Annotated in this window: 18 protein-coding genes; 8 read left to right on the forward strand and 10 right to left on the reverse strand. The window is 72.3% G+C overall.

The window, feature by feature from the left end; translation table 11 throughout:
* Positions 1 to 46 precede the first annotated feature (46 nt).
* Complete coding sequence (locus DJ476_RS14105) at positions 47 to 760, reverse strand: class I SAM-dependent methyltransferase (RefSeq protein WP_112490670.1); 714 nt, start codon at positions 758 to 760, stop codon at positions 47 to 49.
* Between the two features lie 70 nt (positions 761 to 830).
* Between DJ476_RS14105 and DJ476_RS14110 the strand changes: the two genes are divergently transcribed.
* A complete protein-coding gene (locus tag DJ476_RS14110; protein WP_079167082.1) occupies positions 831 to 2,039 on the forward strand; it encodes an IS701 family transposase in 1,209 nt (402 codons plus the stop codon).
* Positions 2,040 to 2,292: 253 nt separating this feature from the next.
* On the opposite strand, the gene DJ476_RS14115 is transcribed toward DJ476_RS14110, so the two are convergent.
* The 3 genes from DJ476_RS14115 to DJ476_RS14125 all read right to left on the reverse strand — a co-directional run bounded on the left by DJ476_RS14115 (position 2,293) and on the right by DJ476_RS14125 (position 3,692).
* Complete coding sequence (locus DJ476_RS14115) at positions 2,293 to 2,601, reverse strand: (4Fe-4S)-binding protein (protein WP_103419052.1); 309 nt, start codon at positions 2,599 to 2,601, stop codon at positions 2,293 to 2,295.
* Positions 2,602 to 2,639: 38 nt separating this feature from the next.
* Positions 2,640 to 2,948, reverse strand: coding sequence for a GNAT family N-acetyltransferase (locus DJ476_RS14120; RefSeq protein ID WP_103419051.1), 309 nt, complete (start codon positions 2,946 to 2,948; stop codon positions 2,640 to 2,642).
* Between the two features lie 69 nt (positions 2,949 to 3,017).
* Positions 3,018 to 3,692, reverse strand: a complete 675-nt coding sequence (locus DJ476_RS14125) for a hydrolase (protein ID WP_103419050.1) — start codon at positions 3,690 to 3,692, stop codon at positions 3,018 to 3,020.
* A gap of 136 nt (positions 3,693 to 3,828) precedes the next feature.
* Between DJ476_RS14125 and DJ476_RS14130 the strand changes: the two genes are divergently transcribed.
* Positions 3,829 to 4,293 (forward strand): MarR family winged helix-turn-helix transcriptional regulator, encoded by a 465-nt coding sequence (locus DJ476_RS14130; protein WP_053559956.1) that lies wholly within the window; start codon positions 3,829 to 3,831, stop codon positions 4,291 to 4,293.
* Between the two features lie 114 nt (positions 4,294 to 4,407).
* Here the strand turns inward: DJ476_RS14130 and DJ476_RS14135 are convergent, their stop codons facing one another.
* Positions 4,408 to 5,262 carry an ABC transporter permease gene (locus DJ476_RS14135; RefSeq protein WP_112490671.1) on the reverse strand — a complete coding sequence of 285 codons (855 nt, stop codon included), beginning with the start codon at positions 5,260 to 5,262 and terminating at the stop codon, positions 4,408 to 4,410.
* Positions 5,259 to 6,314: an ATP-binding cassette domain-containing protein gene (locus DJ476_RS14140; RefSeq protein ID WP_103419048.1), complete on the reverse strand. Its 1,056-nt coding sequence runs from the start codon at positions 6,312 to 6,314 to the stop codon at positions 5,259 to 5,261. Before DJ476_RS14140 ends, DJ476_RS14135 begins: the two co-directional genes overlap by 4 nt.
* 127 nt (positions 6,315 to 6,441) lie before the next feature.
* Between DJ476_RS14140 and DJ476_RS14145 the strand changes: the two genes are divergently transcribed.
* Together DJ476_RS14145 and DJ476_RS14150 are read left to right on the forward strand one after the other, a co-directional pair.
* Positions 6,442 to 7,416, forward strand: coding sequence for a TetR/AcrR family transcriptional regulator (locus DJ476_RS14145; RefSeq protein WP_318294675.1), 975 nt, complete (start codon positions 6,442 to 6,444; stop codon positions 7,414 to 7,416).
* A 31-nt stretch (positions 7,417 to 7,447) separates the two neighbouring features.
* Positions 7,448 to 7,849 carry a PPOX class F420-dependent oxidoreductase gene (locus tag DJ476_RS14150; protein WP_019767000.1) on the forward strand — a complete coding sequence of 134 codons (402 nt, stop codon included), beginning with the start codon at positions 7,448 to 7,450 and terminating at the stop codon, positions 7,847 to 7,849.
* 132 nt (positions 7,850 to 7,981) lie between these two features.
* Here the strand turns inward: DJ476_RS14150 and DJ476_RS14155 are convergent, their stop codons facing one another.
* On the reverse strand, positions 7,982 to 9,145 hold the full coding sequence (locus DJ476_RS14155; RefSeq protein ID WP_318294676.1) for a WD40 repeat domain-containing protein: 1,164 nt from the start codon (positions 9,143 to 9,145) through the stop codon (positions 7,982 to 7,984).
* Positions 9,146 to 9,257: 112 nt separating this feature from the next.
* On the opposite strand from DJ476_RS14155, the gene DJ476_RS14165 reads away from it, so the two are divergent.
* Positions 9,258 to 9,962: a GDSL-type esterase/lipase family protein gene (locus DJ476_RS14165; protein WP_103419046.1), complete on the forward strand. Its 705-nt coding sequence runs from the start codon at positions 9,258 to 9,260 to the stop codon at positions 9,960 to 9,962.
* Positions 9,963 to 10,352: 390 nt separating this feature from the next.
* Positions 10,353 to 10,733: a hypothetical protein gene (locus DJ476_RS14170; RefSeq protein WP_112490673.1), complete on the forward strand. Its 381-nt coding sequence runs from the start codon at positions 10,353 to 10,355 to the stop codon at positions 10,731 to 10,733.
* 298 nt (positions 10,734 to 11,031) lie between these two features.
* Here the strand turns inward: DJ476_RS14170 and DJ476_RS14175 are convergent, their stop codons facing one another.
* Positions 11,032 to 11,673, reverse strand: coding sequence for a TetR/AcrR family transcriptional regulator (locus DJ476_RS14175; protein WP_103419044.1), 642 nt, complete (start codon positions 11,671 to 11,673; stop codon positions 11,032 to 11,034).
* Between the two features lie 322 nt (positions 11,674 to 11,995).
* Positions 11,996 to 12,547 (reverse strand): MarR family winged helix-turn-helix transcriptional regulator, encoded by a 552-nt coding sequence (locus tag DJ476_RS14180; RefSeq protein WP_070199523.1) that lies wholly within the window; start codon positions 12,545 to 12,547, stop codon positions 11,996 to 11,998.
* 19 nt (positions 12,548 to 12,566) lie between these two features.
* Here DJ476_RS14180 and DJ476_RS14185 point away from each other — a divergent pair, with 19 nt between their 5' ends.
* Positions 12,567 to 13,529 (forward strand): DMT family transporter, encoded by a 963-nt coding sequence (locus DJ476_RS14185; RefSeq protein WP_103419043.1) that lies wholly within the window; start codon positions 12,567 to 12,569, stop codon positions 13,527 to 13,529.
* Between the two features lie 47 nt (positions 13,530 to 13,576).
* Here the strand turns inward: DJ476_RS14185 and DJ476_RS14190 are convergent, their stop codons facing one another.
* Positions 13,577 to 15,859, reverse strand: a complete 2,283-nt coding sequence (locus tag DJ476_RS14190) for an exo-beta-d-1,3/1,6-glucosidase (protein ID WP_112490674.1) — start codon at positions 15,857 to 15,859, stop codon at positions 13,577 to 13,579.
* A gap of 185 nt (positions 15,860 to 16,044) precedes the next feature.
* On the opposite strand from DJ476_RS14190, the gene DJ476_RS14195 reads away from it, so the two are divergent.
* Positions 16,045 to 16,644 (forward strand): TetR/AcrR family transcriptional regulator, encoded by a 600-nt coding sequence (locus DJ476_RS14195; RefSeq protein ID WP_112490675.1) that lies wholly within the window; start codon positions 16,045 to 16,047, stop codon positions 16,642 to 16,644.
* The last annotated feature ends 99 nt before the right edge of the window (positions 16,645 to 16,743 follow it).

Below are 16,743 nucleotides of genomic sequence, written 5' to 3' on the forward strand. Positions count from 1 at the left end.
AGAGTGGTTGCCACGGGCGCTCTCGCCGCGCCCGTACGGAACCCCCTCATCCACTCTCCGCCCCTCCGTACCCGTCTGCCATTCGGGGCCGCCGGGCCAGGACGAACCCCTGCGGCGCCCGCTCCGGGAACGGCCCCTCCGCATCCCGCTCCTTCCGCACCACGGCCCGCACCTCCAGCCCCGCCGCCCGCAGCAGCTCGGCCACCCGCTCGGGCTGCCGCCGGTGGAAGACGAGCGAGACCTCCTCGCCCAGCGCCTCCGTCAGCCGCAGCGGCTCGTCGCCCACCTGGAAGCCGAGCTGTACGGGGGCGCCCGGGGCCAGCACGCGGTGGAACTCGGCGAAGGCGCGCGGCAGTTCCTTGTCCGGGACGTGGATGGTGGAGTACCAGGCGAGGAGGCCGCCCAGGGAGCCGTCCGGCAGGTCGAGGCCGAGCATGGAGCCCTCCTCGAACCGCAGGCCCGGATGGTCCCGCCGCGCCTCGGCCAGCATGCCCGGCGCGAGGTCGATCCCGAACACCTCGACGCCCAGGCCGAGTCGGTGCAGATGACCGGTCACCCGGCCCGTACCGCACCCGACATCGGCCAGCGGGAGTCCGCCCCCGTCCGTCACCACGTGCTCGGCGAAGACGGCCAACAGGCCGCGCTCCAGGGGCTTGGCGGCGAGTTCGTCGCGGGTCCACCGCGCGTATCCACCGGCGATGGCGTCGTACGAACGGCGGGTGGCGCGCACGAAGTCCGGCGCGGGATCGGGTGCGGTCATGGCGCACCACCCTAGTAGGGCTTTGTTAGGTGGTCTTGTCACTTTGGGTGTGTGGTAGTTCGCTGGCTGTATGAGGGCTGGGGAGCTTGCCGTGGTGCGGGGTCGGTTGGAGGAGTTCGCTTCGGAGGTGTTCGCGCCGTTGGTGCGGCGGGACCAGCGGCAGAAGGGTGCTCTGTATCTGCGGGGCCTGCTGCTGGAGGGTCGGAGGAAGTCGATGCAGCCGATGGCGGAACGGCTCGGGGTCGATCACCAACAGTTGCAGCAGTTCATGACGTCCTCGACCTGGCCGGTCGAGGACGTCCGGACCCGTCTGGCGTGGCGGGCGGTGGCAGCGGTGCGACCGCAGGCGTGGGTGGTGGACGACACCGGCTTCCCGAAGGACGGTGTCTTCTCGCCGGGCGTGGCCCGGCAGTACTCCGGCACTCTGGGCAAGGTCGGCAACTGCCAGATCGGTGTCAGCATCCACGCTGCCTCCGACACGGCTTCATGTCCCTTGTCCTGGCGGCTGTTCCTGCCCACCGCCTGGGACGAGCCCGAAGCCGAGGCCCGTCGGCGGGCCTGCCGGATTCCCGAGACCGAGCGCCACCGCCCCAAGTGGCAACTGGCGCTGGCCATGCTCGACGACCTCGCCGCCACCGGTCTGCGGCCCGCGGTCCTCGTCGCGGACGCCGGCTACGGCGCGAACGCCGACTTCCGCCGCGGTCTGGACGAACGCGGTCATGCCTGGGTGCTCCAGGTGAAGGGCGAGATGACCGCGCACGGTCAGGACGCGGTGCCGCATACGCCCGACTACGGCGGTCTCGGCCCCCGTCCGCTTCCCCGCTACCGCATCCGCCCGGCAGCCCTGCGCGAGCATGTGCTGGCTGCTGGACGCAGCAGCGGCCGGGCTGTGACCTGGCGCATGGGCTCGAAGGCCGCGATGAACGCGCACTTCGTACTCCTGCGGGTCCGTCTCGCCGGGCGCCGCCCGAAACCGGCAGCTGACGGCACGATCCCTCTGGTCTGGTTGATCGCGCAATGGCCCGAAGGCGAGGCGGAACCGGTGAAGTACTGGATCTCGAACCTGCCCGCCGACATCCCGACGAAGGATCTGGTCCGGCTGGCGAAGGCCCGGTGGCGGATCGAGCACGACTACCGCGAGCTGAAGACAGCTCTGGGCCTGGACCACTTCGAGGGCCGCTCGTTCACCGGCTGGCACCGCCACGTCACCCTCGTCACCGCCGCCCACCTCTTCCTGACCGAGCAGCGGTCATGCCCAAAAGTCCCTGCCAGGGCCTGACCCTCTACCAAGCCCTGGCCCTCCTCCAACATCTGCTAGCCACCTGGACCGGAACCTGCCCCACCTGCCGACAACCCACCCCATGGCAGCCCTACGACACCACCTAACAAAGCCCTACTAGGGCCTGCCGTCACGACCCCAGGGCCTGTCATCACACGGCTGCCGCTGCCGTCACACGGCTGCCGTTGCCCGAAAGGCGACCGCACGCCGGGCCGCCGTGCGACAGCGGGCCCCGTACCTCCCGCCCGGATCATCACTCCGGGTCCGCGGCCCCCGTGGGCGGGGGCGACGGGCGCGGAAGCTCCGCCCCGCCGGCCTCGCCCTCGTACCGGAGCGCCCCCGAGGGGCAGCGCCGCACCACCTCCGCCACCCGCCCGGCGTCGGCGGCGTCGGGCCGGATCCATGGCCGCCGGGCCGTGTCGAACACCTCCGGCAGGCCCCGGACGCACTCGGCGGCGTGCCGACAGCGCCCGGCCTCGAAGGTCACGGTGATCGAGCGGCCCTCGTAGGCCCTGCGGCCCGTCCCGCCCGTCCCGCCCGTTCCTCCGGTCGTGTCGCTCATGCCCGCCTCCCGTCGCGGTCGTGTCCGCTCACCGCCGTTCAGTCGCTGACCTTGCTGCGGGACTGGTACAGCAGGTCCTGGTAGTCGGGGTGCCGGGCGATCCAGGCCGCGAAGAACGGGCAGGTGGCCAGCACCCTCAGCTGTGCGGCGCGCGCCTCGTCGAGGGCCGTGCGGACCAGGGCCGAGCCGACCCCCTGGCCCTCGTACTCCGGCGCGACCTCGGTATGGACGAACGCGACGAGTTCCGCCGTACGGATGTAGTCGGCGAAGCCCGCGACATCGGAGCCCCCGTCCACTCTCGCCTCGTACCGCCTGGCCTCGGGAACGTCATCGACCTGGACCGTCATGGGACCTCCGTCCGCTGTTCCCCACCGTGAACCGGTGCGGTTGATACGTCATCTTCGGCCCCCGGGCGGTCAGGCGCCGCCGCCGGCGCGCCCGGCGGCGAGCAGCTGCATCTCCCAGGCGAAGGCCACCCCGGAGCCGCCGCCGTGCTGGGCCTGTATCCCGGCGGCCGCCGGAACGGTCTCCTCACGGGCCCAGTCGCGCTGCCACTCGCCCATCACGGCCATCCACGTGATCGGGACGACGCCCGCCTGGACCATGCGGCGCACCGCCATGTCGTGGGCCTCCGCCGAGACGCCGCCCGAGGCGTCGGTGACGGCGTAGACGTCGAAGCCCTCGCCCGCCGCCTGGATGGCGGGCATGGCCAGGCAGATCTCCGTCCAGAGCCCGGCCAGGATCAGCTTCTTCCGCCCGGTCGCCTTCACGGCGTCGACGACGCGCCGGTCCTGCCAGGTGTTGATGAAGGTCCGGTCGATGGGCTTCTGCTCGGGGAACACGTCCTGGATCCCCTGGATCAGATAGCCGCCGCGCTCCTCCAGCACCGTGGTCAGGATGGCCGGGACGCCGTACGCCTTGGCCGCCTTGGCGAGTCCGACGACGTTGTTGACGATCGTCGCCGGTTCATGGCTGTTCAGGTTGGCGAACTGGAACGGCTGGTGGTCGATCAGCACCAGGACGCTCTCCTCGGGCGTCAGCAGCGCGTCGAGTCCGGCCTTGTTCGATCCGGCCGTGTTCGGGGTGCTCATGGGGGTGTCCCTTCTGGAGCCGTACGCCATTTAGTTGACGTGTCACCCACTCTAGGCAGGGGGTGGTTGATGCGTCAACCAGTGCTGGTGGCGGCCGATTTACGGAGCGTCCCGGCCGTCTCGCTACGCTCCTTCCATGGACGCACCGCCTCGCTGGCTGACCCCCGAACAGCAGGCCGCCTGGGACAGCTTCATCCGCATGCAGGAGAAGCTCATCGGACGGCTCTCCCGCCGGGTCCAGGCCGACTCCCACATGTCCGCCGCCGACTACCTGGTCCTGGCCAAACTCACCGAGGCCGGTGGGCGGATGCGCCTCACGGACCTGGCCAAGCTGCTGGAGTGGGAGAAGAGCCGCATGTCCCACCAGGTCGGACGGATGACCAAGCGCGGGCTGGTGGCGAAGGAGGAGTGCGCCGACGACGGCCGGGGGGCGCTCGTCGTCGCCACCCCGGCCGGCCGCACGGCGATCGAGGAGGCCGCGCCCGTGCACGTGGACCATGTGCGGCGGCTCTTCGTCGACGCGCTCACCCAGGAGGAGCTGGACACCCTCGCCCGCATCTCCAACCGCGTCCTCGCCCACATGGAGAAGCAGCCGGACTGAACGGCCACCGCGACCGCCACGCCCCCGGTCACCGTCGCGCCCGTGGCCACCGCCCCGCCCGGAACCGCGGCAACCGCCGCGGCCCCACCCCGTACGCACCCCCCGAACCGCCCCTCACCGGCTCAGCAGCCGGAACCGGCGTACCGCCAGCGGCAGGAAGACCAGCGTGATCACCACCGGCCAGACCACGGCCATCAGCAGGGCGTGCTCCTCCACCCAGGTGCCGCCCCCGGCCACCGGGTTGCCGAACAGCTCGCGGGTGGCGGTCGCGGTGGAGGAGATCGGGTTCCAGGCGGCGACCGTGCCCAGCCAGCCCGGCATCAGGGACGGGGCGACGAAGGTGCTGGAGATCATCGTGAGCGGGAAGGCGACCGCGTACAGCCCGCCCGCCGCCTCCGGGGTCGGCACCAGCAGGCCGAGCCAGACGCCCACCCAGATCAGGCTGAACCGCAGCAGCAGGAGCAGCCCGAACGCCCCCAGGGCGGGCACCACCCCGCCGCCCGCGCGCCAGCCGATCAGCAGCGCGGTGGCGGCCAGGATGGCCAGTTCGGCGGCGGCCACCGTCAGGTCGGCCGCCCCGCGGCCGGAGGCGAAGGCGGAGGCGAAGGCGGAGGGGGCCATCGGCATCGACCGGAAGCGGTCGACGACCCCCTTGCCCGCGTCGGTGACGACGGCCACGGCGGTGTTCATGAAGCCCATGGCCATGGTCATGGCGAACATGCCGGGCATCAGGAACTCCCGGTAGTCGCCGCCGCCCGGCACCTTCATGGCGCTGCCGAAGACGTACCCGTACAGCAGCACGGAGAGGATCGGGAAGCCGAGCTGCCAGACGACGGCGGACGGCTGCCGCTGGTAGTGGGTCAGGCTGCGGCGGGTGATGTTCCAGCAGTCGGAGACCGCCCAGTAGGCGCGTCCGCGCTCGCGGGGCGCCTCGGCCGCCGCCGCGGGGTCCGGTGCGAGTACGGTCATGCCGCCGCCACCTCCCGTACGGTCTCCGCGTCCCCTGCGCCCGGCGCGTCCCCTGCGGCCTGCGCGTCGTCGGCTCCCGTGCCGTGGCCCGTCAGCCGCAGGAACACATCGTCCAGGCTCGGCCGGCGCAGCCCGATGTCCTCCACCGCGATCCCGTCGTCCTGAAGGCTCCGGGCCACCTCGGTGAGGGCGGCCACCCGGTCGGTGACCTGGGCGTGCACGCGGCGGGCGGGGGCGTCGGTGACGACGAGCCCGCCCCCGGCCACCCGGTCCACGGCCCGCGCCACCGCCGCGAGATCGCCCCCGTCGGCCGCGACGACCTCGATCCGGTCGCCGCCGACCCGGTCCTTCAGGGCGTCCGGGGTGTCGTCCGCGATGGCCCGCCCCCGGTCGATGACGGTGATGTGCGAGGCGAGCCGGTCCGCCTCCTCCAGATACTGCGTGGTCAGCAGCACCGTCGTACCGCCCGCCACCAGGCCCCGTACGGTCTCCCAGACCTCGCCCCGGCTGCGCGGGTCGAGCCCGGTGGTCGGCTCGTCCAGGAAGAGCACATCGGGCGAGAGGATCATGGAGGAGGCGAGGTCGAGCCGCCGCCGCATGCCGCCGCTGTACTCCCGGGCGCTCCTCCCGGCCGCCTCCACCAGGTCGAACCGCTCCAGCAGCTCCCCCGCGCGGAGCCGGGCCCCGCGGTTGCCGAGGTGGAAGAGGCGCCCGAACATCTCCAGGTTCTGCCGCCCGGTGAGCCCCTCGTCGACGGCCGCGTACTGCCCGGCGAGCCCGATCCTGCTCCGTACGCGGCGGGGTTCGCGCCCCACGTCGAGCCCGGCGACCTCGGCCCGGCCCCCGTCGTACCGCAGGAGGGTCGCGAGGACCCGTACGGCGGTGGTCTTCCCGGCCCCGTTCGGGCCGAGCAGTCCGTGGACGGTGCCGGGGCGGACGGCGAGGTCGAACCCGTCGAGCGCCCGTTTCTCCGCCCCGCCCCTCCCCCGCCTCCGGTACCGCTTCACGACCCCTTCGGCGAGCACCGCGTAGGCGCTCCCAGACGTGGGCATGGCACAACCCCCTGTTCTCCGACCGGCGTTCGAGCGAACTGAGTACACCGTACCCCAAACTGAGTACGGTGTACCTGAATACGAGTACGGCGTACCCATATCACCTCCGGCGCATTACGCTGCCCTCATGGCGAAAGACGGAGCGACCACGGGGCCGACCGACGGCCCGGCGACGAGGACAGGCACCGGAACGGGGGCACGGACCGGAACGGAGACGGGGACGGCCTCTGCGGTGACCGGCCGGGCGGCGGACGGCACGGCGACCGGCAGCGGCGACATCGCGCGCACCCTGGAACTCCTGTGGGGCACCGGTGACCGCCCCAGCCGCGGCCCCAAACCGGGCCTCACCCTGGACCGGATCGTCACGGCCGCCATCGCCGTCGCGGACGCGGAGGGCCTGTCCGCCGTCTCCATGCGCCGGATCTCCACGGAGCTGGGCACGGGCACGATGTCGCTCTACCGGTACGTCCCCGGGAAGGCCGAACTCCTGGACCTGATGCTCGACCGGGTGCTGGGCGAGCCGCTCTCCGCCGAGCCGGACCACCCGGCCGCCGACCAACCCGTACCCGCCGACCGTCCCGTACCCGGTGACTGGCGGGGGGCGATCGACACCATGGCCCGCACCTACCTGGACAACCTGGGGCGCCACCCCTGGCTGCTGAAGATCAACCAGGCGCGTACGGTGCTCGGCCCGAGCGCCCTGCGGGGCCTGGAGCTCTCCCTCACCGCCCTGCGCTCCATGGGGCTGCGCGACCCCGAGCTGATCGGCGTGATCATCACGGTCAACAGCTTCGTCGAGGGCCTCGCCCGCACCCGGGCCGACGCGGCGGAGGCGGTGGCGCAGACGGGGCTGAGCGACGAGGAGTTCTGGGAGAACCAGCGCCCCTACCTGGAGCGGGCCATGCTCAGCGGCGCGTACCCGACGATGGCGGGGATGTCGGAGGACACGTTCAGCGCCGACTTCGACCACTTCACGTTCGGGCTCCGGCGGCTGATCGCCGGCTTCGAGGCCCTGGTCACGGAACGGGCGGCGGAGGACGGGGCGCGGACGGACGGGGCGCGGACCGACGGGGCGGCGGAGGCCACTGCGGACCGGACATGACAGCGCGCCCGGCCCGTGCCCCAATGGATATATGGAAGCCAGCCGGGAACTCGCTCCCTTCGTGAAGCAGTACGCCGTCCTGCTGAGCACCCACCGGCAGGACGGCACGTCCGTCGGCACGCCCGTGAACATCGCCGTGGAGGGCGATCACGCCTTCATCCGTACGTTCTCCTCGGCCTGGAAGGTCGAGCGGATGCGCAACCACCCCAAGGTGGAGCTGGCCCCCTGCACGGTCCGGGGCAGACCGACGGGCCCGGAGATCAGGGCCCACGCCCGGCTGCTGCGGCCGGGCACGAAGGAGAACACGCACGCGGCGCGGATGCTGTCGCGGAAGTACCCGATCGTGCAGGGCGTGCTGGTGCCGCTGGTGCACCGGCTCAAGCGGGACCGGACGCTCCACTACGAGGTGTGGCCGATCACGAACGGCCACTGACCACTCCGGTGGGCCCCAGCCCTGCCCTCACCCCTCGGCCCTGTTGCCCCGCGCCTCACCCCTGCCCCACCCCTCGCCCCTCGGCCCGGTTGCCGGCGCGCCCTGCCCCTCGGCACCGTCGCCACGCGCCCCTCAGCCCTGCCCCCGCCCCCGCTTCCGCCGGAGCGCGAACCAGAGCGCCCCCACGCCGATGATGATCGCGGCCCCCAGCCCCACGCTGCCCTTGCCGTCGTCCTCCTGACCGGCGCTCCCGCCCTGCCCCGGGCTCCCGTTCCCCGCGGGCTTCCCCTGCTCCTGGCCGCCCCCCGTGCCCCCGCTCCCGCCCGGCTTGCCGCCGCCCTCGACCTCGACGCGCACGACACCGCTGCGCGTCCCCTCCGAGCCGAACATCAGGGCCGAGCCGTCCGCCGTGTACGTCACCGACTCCGCCTGCCGCTGGAACGGCGCCGCGACCGCCCGGCTCTCCCCGAGGCGGCCGTTCTCGAAGGCGTACACCCGGGCGCTGAAGTACGAGCGCAGCGCCAGCGAGCGCCCGTCGGGCGAGAAGGCCCCGTCGGTCACCCACGGCACCTCGCCCACGCGCCGGAAGACGTTCATGGAGCCGGTGGTGAGCTTGCCGGGGCCTTCGTAGAGGCCGCCGCCGTCCTCGTTCTTGGAGGCGATGTAGACGCGGCCGGTCTTCGGATGGACCATCAGCGATTCGGCGTTGCGCGGCCCGTCGGCGTACTGGACGTCGTACTGGGTGGCGGTGACGGTGGTGTCCCGGAGGGTCTTGGGCTCGGGAAAGCGGTAGATCCAGACGTGGCTCCAGGTGCCGTCGAGGTTGTCCCCGATGTCACCGACGTAGATGTCCCCGTCGGGCCCGATCGAGATGCCCTCCACATCGCGCGGCTCCCCGACGCCCCGCATGGTGACGGTGGCGACGGTCTTTCCGGTACGGGAGTCGACGGCGAAGACGTACGGGCCGTCGTCGCTGTCGTTGTGCGTCCAGTAGATGCCCGGGTGGAGACGGCTGGCGGCGAGGCCGCTGGACTCGGTGATGCGGGGGTCCTCGATCGTGAAGTCACGGTCGGGCTCCCCGTCGGCGGCGACGGCGGGGCAGGCGGCCCCCAGGAGCAGCAGGAGGGCCGCGGCGGGAGCGGCGAGCCCTGCGACGGCCCGACGACTGCCCGGATGCGGACGGGCCGCCGGACGGCCGGGATGCGGACGGGCCGCCCGAAGGCCGCTCGGATACGGACGGGCCGCCGGACGGCTGGGATGCGGAGGGGCCACCGGGCGGCTCGGATACGGACGCATGGCCCAAGTGTCCACGGTCGCGGCCCTCTCCGCCCCGGCGTCCGGCCCGGTCCACCCCACCGTGTCCATCGTCACGTCGCAGGCCACAGCCGTGATCGGCCATGATGACGCCATGCGTTTTCTCCCGGTCGGCGACTCCATGACCATCGGCGCCACCGGCGACTTCACCTGGCGCTACCGGCTGTGGCAGCACCTCGACGCGGTCTGCCCGGGCTCGTACGAGATCGTCGGGCCGCGGACGACGCTGTACGACCCCGGGGCGGACGCCCCGCTCTCCCACGCGTACGCCGACCCGTCCTTCCCGCCCGCCGCGCGCCGGCACCTGGCGGGGTGGGGCGAGGGGTGGCTGCACATGGCCCCGGTCATCGCGGACGCGGTGCGCGAGGCGGAGGCGGACGTGCTGCTGGTCTCGCTGGGCCTGATAGACCTCGGGTTCTACACGGACGCCGGGCAGACGGCGGCCAACGCCCGCGCGTTCATCGAGGCCGCCCGCACGGCGAACCCGCGCGTCCGGATGGTCCTGCTCCCGGTGATACCCAACATCCGGGCCGAGTCGGACGCCCCCTTCGCCGCGTCCTGCGCCCGCTTCAACGACCTGCTGGCCCGGGCCGTCACCGACCTGGACACCCCCGCCTCCCCGCTCCTGCTGGCCCCCACCCCGCCGGGCTACGACATCCACACGGACACGTACGACGGCACCCACCCCGGCCCGACCGGCGAACACCTCCTGGCCGCCACCTTCGCCGACACGCTGCACCGGGCGTGGGGCGTGGGCGGGCCGTACGCACAGCAGCACGCGGAGCCGGTCTCGGCCTGAGCGGGGCGGGTCACGGCCTGAGCGGGACGAACCCCAGGAGGGGGCGGGCCGGGAGGGGGTTGCCGAGGAATTCGGCCACGCCCGCACCGCCACGCCACTCTCGACATGCTCACGCCACAAAAGTGATGGACAGCCGGGCGGAGGGACGCACTCCCCCGCACGCCCAGGGCCAATCGATCACCCGTCGGCGCCCCGCCGACCGCCTGCCCCACTTACGGAAAGGCCGCCTGCCCAGACGCCCGCACCCCCGATTCCGGTCGGGATGGAGCGGAGCGCCGCCTTCCCCGTCGCTCATTGGCCAGTACATGACTAACCGGGCGGACCGGCGTCGAATAGCGTCTTTGGTGCTGGATATCCCGGCAGATCATGACCAACAGGGGGATTCTTCTCATGCGAACGAGAACCAAGATCATCACGACGGTCGCGGCGGGGATGCTGGCCGCCGCGGGCATGGTCGCTCCCGCCGCCGCGGCGACCGCGCCCGCCGAACGGCAGGCCCCGGTGGCGACCTCCGACGTGATCGCCGCCAATACGTGGGTCTACACGTGGACCAGGGCGAACGTCCGTGGCTGCGCGTCCAACCAGTGCGCCCTGAAGTACACCGTCGAGGCCGACTACCGTTTCAGCGCCATCTGTTGGGACAACGGCCAGCATGTGACGGCGTACGGCATCTCCCACAACAAGTGGGTCAAGCTCGGCTCGGGTACGAACTGGGTCTGGGGCGGCCTGCTGAAGGGGAACCAGACGGGCAACGTGCCCAACAAGTGCTGACCCCCCTCCGGGTGACGGGCTCTCGCACGGACGGGGAGCCGAACAGGCAGGCGCCGAACGGGCGCCCACCTCACCCGGAGTGAGCAGACCGAAGTGAGCGACACTCCGCATCCGGAGACAGCAGACCGGAGCGAGCAACACGCCGCACCACGAAGGCCACCGGCCACAGCCGCCCCCGACCAGGGGCTCCCCCGGTGGCCTTCCGCACGCCCGGCACACGCTCCCCGCGGCCGGGGCGAAGCAAGAGGCCGCACGCCCGGCACACGCTCCCGGCGGCCCGGACGGAGCAAGGGCCCCCTCACCCCACCCGCTGCGACCCCAGCATCGTCAGCGCCAGTTCCGTCAGCTCGCGCGAGACCTCCTCCGGGCGGGCCCTGCGGCTGCGGCGGGTGTGGTGGGCCATCAGTTCGTGGACCGTACCGACCATGACCATGACGTCGACCCGGTGGTCCCGGTCCTCCGCCTCGCCCCGCTCCACCGCCCGCTCCGCCTCGCCCGTGAGGAACTCCGTCCACAGGGCCCGCCAGAGCTTGCAGTGCTCGTCGACCACCGCGCTGACCCCGAGCACCTCGACGAAGGTCACCCGGGCCTCGCGCGGATCGCGGGTGACGGCCCCCACGTACGCGTCGAAGAGGCGCCGGACCCGATCCGCGATCGAGCACTCGTCCATGCCGTCGGCGAGCAGTTCGGCCTCCATGGCCCGCAGGCCGATGGTGGTGACCCGGTTGTGCAAGGCGATGAGCAACCCTTCACGGGTCCCGTACTCCTGCCGGAGCACCTCGGGTGTGACGCCGGCCGCCTCGCAGAGGTCCGCCTCGGAGGTCTCCCGGTAGCCGGCGACCCCGTACAGCTCCCGTGCGGCGTCCAGCAGTTGTTCCCTCGCCTGGGTGCGGGCCTGGTCACCGGGCCCCGTCCGCTGAACCGCCCAGCCATCCGCCACCGGTCCTCCTACAGCGCAAGGTGCGGGAGAGGGCCTCGGCACCTCTGCACGAACCGCCGCCCCATTGTGCGCGCCCCAGGAGCCACGGGAGTGCCGCGCCACACCCGTACGGGGGAATGCCCGCACGCCGAAACGCTTCTTCTCGGCGCGTCCCCGAGAGGGATCGAAACGGAGTTTGAGTGGGGCGGTGCTCACATCCGCGGCAGAAGCGTCGCCGCGACGCGCCCACCCAGGGGCCCTCCGCCCGGATCAGGCCGGATCAGATCCGATCAGATTGGATCAGATCGGATCAGGGCGCCCGGCCCGATCCGGACAGACACTCCTAGCCCCGCCCCTCCGTACCCGTCGACGGCTCCACCCTCCCCAGCCACACCGTCAGCAGCCGCTCCAGCTCCGCCGCCTCCTCCGGGTCCAGCGCGTCCAGCAGACCGCGCTCGTTGCGCATGTGGTCGGTGAACGCCCGGTCGATCAGGGACCGGCCCGCCGGGGTGAGCGCGACCACCCGGCCCCGGCCGTCCGCCGCCGAGCGGCGCCGGTCCACCAGGCCGGCGCGCTGGAGGCGGTCGATCCGCTTGGTCATCGCCCCCGTGGTGACCATCGTGTGCGCGGCCAGCTCGCCCGGCGCCCGCTCGAAGGGCTCCCCCGCCCGGCGCAGCGCGGCCAGCACGTCGAACTCGCCCTCGGAAAGACCGTGGGCCGCGTAGACGACGTCGAGGCGGTCGGTCAGGAGGCGGCCCAGGCGGTGCAGCCGGCCGATGACCGCCTGCGGGGACACGTCCACGTCCGGCCGCTCCCGCGCCCACTCGGCCTGGATACGGGCCACATGGTCGAGCCCCGCACCTTCCGGAACCGCATCCCGAGAATTACCTTCCATGGAAGGCATAATAGCTTCCATGGAAGGTAACCTGAAATGGTCGCTGGTCACGGCGGTGGCCCCCGTCGCCTGGGGCACGACGTACTTCGTCACACGCGAGTATCTGCCCGAGACCCATCCCCTGTACGGCGCCGCCTTCCGCGCGGTCCCCGCCGGGCTCCTGCTCCTGGCCCTCTGCCGGAAGCTGCCGCACGGCAGCTGGTGGTGGAAGTCCCTGGTGCTCGGCGCCCTGAACATGAGCGGCTTCTTCGCCCTCGTCTACGTGGCGGCGCAGCGCCTCCCTACCAGCCTGGCGTCGATCATCATGGCGCTCGCACCTCTCTTCATGATGATGCTGGCCTGGCCGCTGGTCGGTGAGCGCCCCGGCTGGAAGCACCTCGCCGGGGCCACGACCGGGGTCGCGGGCGTCTGCCTGATGGTCTTCACGGCCGCCGGTTCGGTGGACGCGATCGGCGTGCTCGCCTCCGTCGGGGCCATGGCGATGTCCTCGTACGGCTATGTCCTGGCCAAGCGGTGGAGCGGCGAGGTGGACGTACTCGCCGCCACCAGCTGGCAGTTGCTCGGCGGCGGGCTGCTCCTTCTGCCGTGCGCGGCCCTGGTGGAGGGGGCACCGCCCGTGCTCGACGGGCCAGCGCTCCTCGGGTTCGTCTATCTCGCCGTGGTGGCGACGGCGATCGCGTTCGCCGCCTGGTTCCTGGGGCTGAAGCATCTGCCGGCCGGGACGGTCGGCCTGCTGGGGCTGCTCAACCCCGTGACGGGGGTGCTGCTGGGGCTGCTGCTCGCCGGTGAGACCCTCTCGGGGCGGCAGGTCATCGGCCTCGTGCTCACGCTGTGCGGGGTGGTGCTCGGCCAGCGGGCGGCCCGGACCCCGGCACCGCCGCCGGAGGCCCCCGAACCTTCCGAGCCTTCCGAACCTTCCGAACCGTCCACCCCCTCCTCCACCCCGACCGAGCGCCCCTCCCGCATCAACCCATCACCGTGAATCGGCTCGGCCTTTCAGGGTGAATCGCCACAACCCCTCACCCCGCATCAGCCCTTCACCGTGAACTCCGCCCGCAGCAGCGCCTCGTCCCGCGACGACGGCCCCACCAGCAGCTCGAACCGCCCCGGCTCCACGACACGGTGTCCCCGCGCGTCCACCAACGTACAGACGGAGACGGGGAGTTCGATCGAGACCTGACGGGACTCCCCGGGCTCCAGGGTCACTTGCTCGTACGCCTTCAGCTCCTTCTCCGCCCAGGTCACCGACGTCACCGTGTCGCTCACGTACACCTGGAGCGTCTCCAGCGCGGGCCGGGAACCGGTGTTGGTGAGCGTCACCCGGGCGCGTACGGTCCCGTCCGGCTCGACGACACCCGTCAGCAGCTCGAGTCCGGTGTACGTGACCGTCGTGTAGCTCAGCCCCTCCCCGAACGCGAACGCCGGGCTCTGCGTGAGGTCCGCGTACCGCGTGCCGTGCTGGCCGCGCACCTGGTTGTAGTACGTCGGCTGCTGCCCCGCGTGCCGGGCGAAGGAGAGCGGGAGCCGGCCGGTCGGCTCGATCAGGCCGAGCAGCAGCTCCGCGACCGCCGTGCCGCCGAGCATCCCCGGGTTGGCCGCGTAGACGATCGCGGCCGCGCCGAGGGCGGAGGGCGGCAGGACCAGCGGCTTGGAGCTGATGACCACGACGACCAGCGGCTTGCCCGTCGCCGCCAGCGCGTCCAGCAACGCCACCTGATCGCCGACGAGTTCGAGGGTCGCCGTGGACTTCCCCTCACCGATCAGCTCGATCCGGTCCCCGACGACGGCGACCACGTGGTCGGCGGCCTCGGCGGCGGCCACCGCCTCCGCGACCATCGCCGGATCGGGGGCGGCCGGGACGACGACCTCGGGACGCGGCTGCCCGTCGGGGAAGAACGCCCCTTCCGGGTCGGGCCCGACGTCGAGGATGCGGGCGCCGGGCGCGTACGAGACGGTCCAGTCGGCGGGCACCTTCTCCCGGAAGCCGTCGAGGACGGTACGGATCATGGCGCGCGGCTGCCCGTCCGGGAGCCAGTCCGCCTGCCCGGAGGAGCCCGCCCAGTCGCCCAACTGGGTCTGCGCGTCATCGGCGTTGGGGCCGACGACAGCGACCGTACGGGGACCGGGGCCGATGGCCCGACCCCCTCCATTCGCCTCCAGGCCACCCGCGAAAGGCAGCGTGCCGTCGTTGGTCAGCAGCACCAGCGAGCGGCGGGCCGCCTCCAGGTTGAGTGCGGCGTGCGCGGAGCTGCCGATGAACGCGGTCTGCCGGGCGGGATCGGGGTGGCGGGGGTTCTCGAAGAGGCCGAGTTCGAACTTGAGCGTCAGGATGCGGCGTACGGCGGCGTCGATCTCCGCCTCCGTGAGCATGCCCTCCGCCACCGCCTCCTGGGCGCCCTCGAAGAACTTCGGCGTCGTCATCACCATGTCGTTGCCCGCGCGGACGGCCGCCGCCGAGGCCTGCGCGTAGTCGGCGTAGATCTTCTGCTCCCAGACCATGCGGCCGACGTTGTCCCAGTCGGTGACCAGCGTGCCGGTGTACCCCCACTCGCCGCGCAGCACCTCGCCCAGCAGCCACTCGTTGACGGTGATCGGCACGCCGTCCATGGACTGGTAGCCGAGCATGAAGGTCCGGCACCCCTCCTTGGCGACCCGCTCGAACGGCGGCAGGAACCAGGAGCGCAGCTTGCGCCGCGAGATGTCGGCCTCGCTGGCGTCCCGGCCGCCCTGGGTCTCGGAGTACCCGGCGAAGTGCTTGGCGCAGGCGAGGATCGCGGTCGGGTCGTCGAGCCCGTCGCCCTGGTAGCCGCGCACCATCGCGGAGGCCAACTCCCCGATCAGGTGCGGGTCTTCGCCGAAGGTCTCGCCCACCCGGCCCCAGCGCAGGTCCCGGGTGATGCAGAGGACTGGCGAGAACGTCCAGTGCACCCCGGTCGCCGCGACCTCCACCGCCGTCGCCCGCGCGATCCGCTCGACCAGCCCGGCGTCCCAGGTGGCCGCCATGCCGAGCTGCGTCGGGTAGATCGTGGCGCCCTCCCAGAAGGAGTGGCCGTGGATGCAGTCCTCCGCGACGAGCAGCGGGATGCGCAGCCGGGTCTCGGCGGTGAGCGCGGCGGCTTCCAGCACCCGTTCCGGCGAGGCGTGCAGGATCGATCCCGCGTGCAGGTCCTCCACGAGGTGCCGCACGCCCTCCTTGGCGTTGAGCTGGAGCATCTGGCCGACCTTCTCGGGCAGCGTCATACGGCCCAGGAGATCGGTGACCCGGTCCGCGACGGGGAGCGCGGGGTCGAGGTACGGCGGCTGCAGGCCCACGGGAGTTCCTTTCACGACGGCACTCCGCAGTACCGTACGCTCAATACCGACCACTTGGTAAGGATTGAAGTGGTACGTATTCGGCCCTGTGAGAATCTGGGGCGTCGGGTCCGGGGCGGATCCGGGGCCGAGCGGAAGAAGCGGGAGAGGCGGGAGAGGCGTCCGATGACTGCGGGTGAACGCACGTGACCTCGGGAACGCGGGGCGGCTACGCCAAGGGCCGGGCCAAGCGGACCGAGATCCTCGACCAGGCGATGGCCCTGTTCGGCGAGGCCGGTTACCGGGGCGCCTCGCTCCGCGTCATCGCCACCCGCTGCGGCATCTCCCACCCGGGCCTCCTGCACCACTTCCCGACGAAGGAGGCCCTGCTGCTCGCGGTGCTCCAGCGCCGCGACGACGTGGACGACGAGTGGCTGGCGCTCGGCGTCACCCGGGGCGTCGACCATCTGCGCCGGCTGGTGGACCTCGCGGAGCTGAACGCCAAGCGGCGCGGGATCGTCGAGCTGTTCTCGGTGGTCGCGGCGGAGGCCACCTCCCCCGACCACCCGGCCCACGCGTACTTCGAGGCCCGCTACCGTACGTCGGTCGCCAACACCGAACGCGCCTACGCCCAGGCCCGGGAGACGGGCGAACTGCGCGACGGCGTCGAACCGGCCGCCGCCGCCCAGCAGTTCATCGCACTGATGGACGGCCTCCAGATCCAGTGGCTGATCAGCGACTGCACGACGGACATGGCGGGAGTGCTCCGGGCGCATGTGCAGGCGCAGTTGACCGTACGGTTCTGACCGCATCGCGATCCGTACGAACCGGCCTGCACCCCGCCCCCGCCCCTCCCGCCTGCGCCCGACGGCACTCGACGGGCCGTAAGGGGTGGGGGACGGGGA

The organism is Streptomyces bacillaris, assembly GCF_003268675.1.
GTDB classification, from domain to species: Bacteria; Actinomycetota; Actinomycetes; order Streptomycetales; family Streptomycetaceae; genus Streptomyces; species Streptomyces bacillaris.